This is a genomic window from Campylobacter sp. W0014, assembly GCF_020135975.1.
Classification (GTDB): domain Bacteria; phylum Campylobacterota; class Campylobacteria; order Campylobacterales; family Campylobacteraceae; genus Campylobacter_D.
In genome coordinates this window covers 1-2,322 of the sequence record NZ_JACHTR010000056.1, presented here as the reverse complement: position 1 = coordinate 2,322, position 2,322 = coordinate 1, and the positions used below count along the sequence as shown (strand labels likewise).

Annotated in this window: 2 protein-coding genes; one reads left to right on the top strand and one right to left on the bottom strand. The window is 29.5% G+C overall.

The window, feature by feature from the left end; genetic code table 11:
* Window positions 1-5 precede the first annotated feature (5 nt).
* Window positions 6-1,907, top strand: coding sequence for a motility associated factor glycosyltransferase family protein (locus H2277_RS08815; protein ID WP_337201941.1), 1,902 nt, complete (start codon window positions 6-8; stop codon window positions 1,905-1,907).
* Window positions 1,908-1,928: 21 nt separating this feature from the next.
* Here H2277_RS08815 and H2277_RS08810 read toward each other — a convergent pair.
* Window positions 1,929-2,322, bottom strand: a 394-nt coding sequence (locus H2277_RS08810; RefSeq protein ID WP_337201940.1) for a flagellin, incomplete at its 5' end; no start/stop codon positions are given.

The following is a 2,322-nucleotide window of genomic DNA, read 5'->3' as shown; positions in this document are numbered from 1 at the left end:
AAAAAATGCAAAATGAAATTTTTAATAAAAACTTAAAAGCTATAAATGGTAAAGAATATGAAGAGCTCAAAGAAGAATTAAAAAAAATCAAAGAACTTAGAGAATTTTCCTATACTTTTGGTAAAGATAACTTAGATATCAATATCATTAAAAAAAGAAACTTAAAAACGATCTATAAAAATCCTTTAAAAGAATTAGAAGAAAAAATTGAATTTTTCAAAGAATATGAAAGATATCCATCCTTATTTTTTTATGGGTTAGGAAATGGAATTTTATATAAAGTTTTACTTCAAAATAAAAATCACAAAAGAATCGTTGTTTTTGAAAAAGAAATAGAAATCATATTTATCGCGCTTAATTTACTTGATTTTAGTGAAGATTTAAGAAAAGGGAGACTAATCTTAATCTATACTCCTCATATGAGTTATACCAAAGCTGATACTATTTTTACACAAAGTTCAATCAATAGATTTTTTAAGATTTATAATCTACATTTGCATTCTGAATTTTATAAAAACTATGAAGAGGATATGTTAAGGGTTAATACCTTAAATTCAAAAGCCATTAAAAATATCAGTCTTAGAAAAGGAAATGATCCTAAAGATGCGATGCAAGGTATAGAACAATTTACAAGAAATATCCCTAAAATGATCAATCATCCAAGTTACCAAACCCTGCTCAAAAAAAGAAAAAACACCAAAAATGAAAATGTAGCCATCATCGTTTCAACAGGACCTAGTCTTGAAAAACAACTGCCTTTGCTTAAAAAATATGTTAATAAAGCCACAATTTTTTGTGCCGATAGTGCTTATGCGATATTAGCAAAGCATAATATAAAGCCTGATTATGTTTGCATGATGGAAAGAGATCACTACACAGCAGAATGTTTTAATAATGACTTTAAAGATTTTGATCAAGGAATTACTTTTGTTGTAACTTCTTTGGTTCATAAAAATACCATAACTTACCTTGAGAAAAATAAAAGAGAATACATCTTAGTTACTAGACCCATGTCTTTTGCCACTTCGCTAGAGCTTAATGAATTTGGCTATATGAGTTGTGGAATGAGTGTAGCTCACATGAATTATGAACTAGCTATTCATTTAAATTTCAAAAATATCATTCTAATAGGACAAGATCTTGCTTATAGCAAAGATGGAAAATCTCATGTTAAAAATTTCTTATATGAAGATTTTCACGAAGGACATTTTCAAAGAGATTTTAACAAATTTACAACCACAGCCTACGGAGGAGAAGGCATTGTTCAAAGTTCTGAAATTTGGACACTTTTTAGAGAAATCTTTGAAAATTTTATCACTTCAAATAATAAAAACAAAATCAAAACTTATAATTGCACCGAAGGAGGAGCTAGGATAGAAGGAGCTATAGAAAAACCTTTTAAAGAAATATGCAAAACTTTACTCAAAAAAGATCTTAAAAAGCCTTTTGCTAAAATTCCTAAGCTTTCGAAAAATCAAAGAAACGAACTCATGCTTAAAGCTTATCAAAAAATCAAAAAACAATTAAGCTTAACCGCTACCTTTTTAAAAGAATGCAAAAAAGTTAAAAATCAATTAGCTTCTTTAAAAAGAGGAAAATCTAAACTCACACTAGATCAAATCAATAGAAATTTAGACAAATTTAAAACTCGCTTAGACTCTAAACGTTATGCCTTTTTACTTGAAATTCTAGGACCAACACTCTATCATGAAGAAAGCTTACTAGCTCCTTTGTATTTTCAAAATTTTAAAAATGAAAGCGAAAAACAAAATAAACTCTTTGCTTGGCTTTATGCACATGAGTCTTTAATCGAAAGTATTTTTGAACTTGTAAGCACCCAAAATATCGTATTAAAAAAAGCCATCTTGCCTTTACAAGATGAGCTTGAAAAAAGAAAACTTCTATAATGAGGATAAAAAAATCCTCATTTATTGTAAAAGTTTTAAGACATTTTGCTGAACAGCATTTGCCTGACTCATCGCATAAGATCCACTTTGAGCTAGGATATTATACTTTGAAAAATTCGCACTTTCAGCAGCAAAGTCTACATCCCTTATGGTTGATTCGGCCGCTTTTACATTCACTTGAGTTACGGTAATATTGTTAATGGTAACTTGAAGTTGATTTTGAACTGAACCAATATCTGCTCTGATTTGATCCAAATTTGTCGTAGCAGTCTCTACTATATCCATCACCGCCATAGCCCCTTTAAGTGTAGTAACACCTGCGTTTTTATCTGTAACTCCTGCATCATTTCCTGCTGATACTTTAAAAGTAGCAAATTGAGAATTTCCAGAACCAGCTGAAAAACCTGAACCAGCA

Bases quoted from the DNA above. Each gene is read 5' to 3' on its own strand.
- H2277_RS08815 (WP_337201941.1), top strand. From the start codon at position 6: ATGCAAAATGAAATTTTTAATAAAAACTTAAAAGCTATAAATGGTAAA.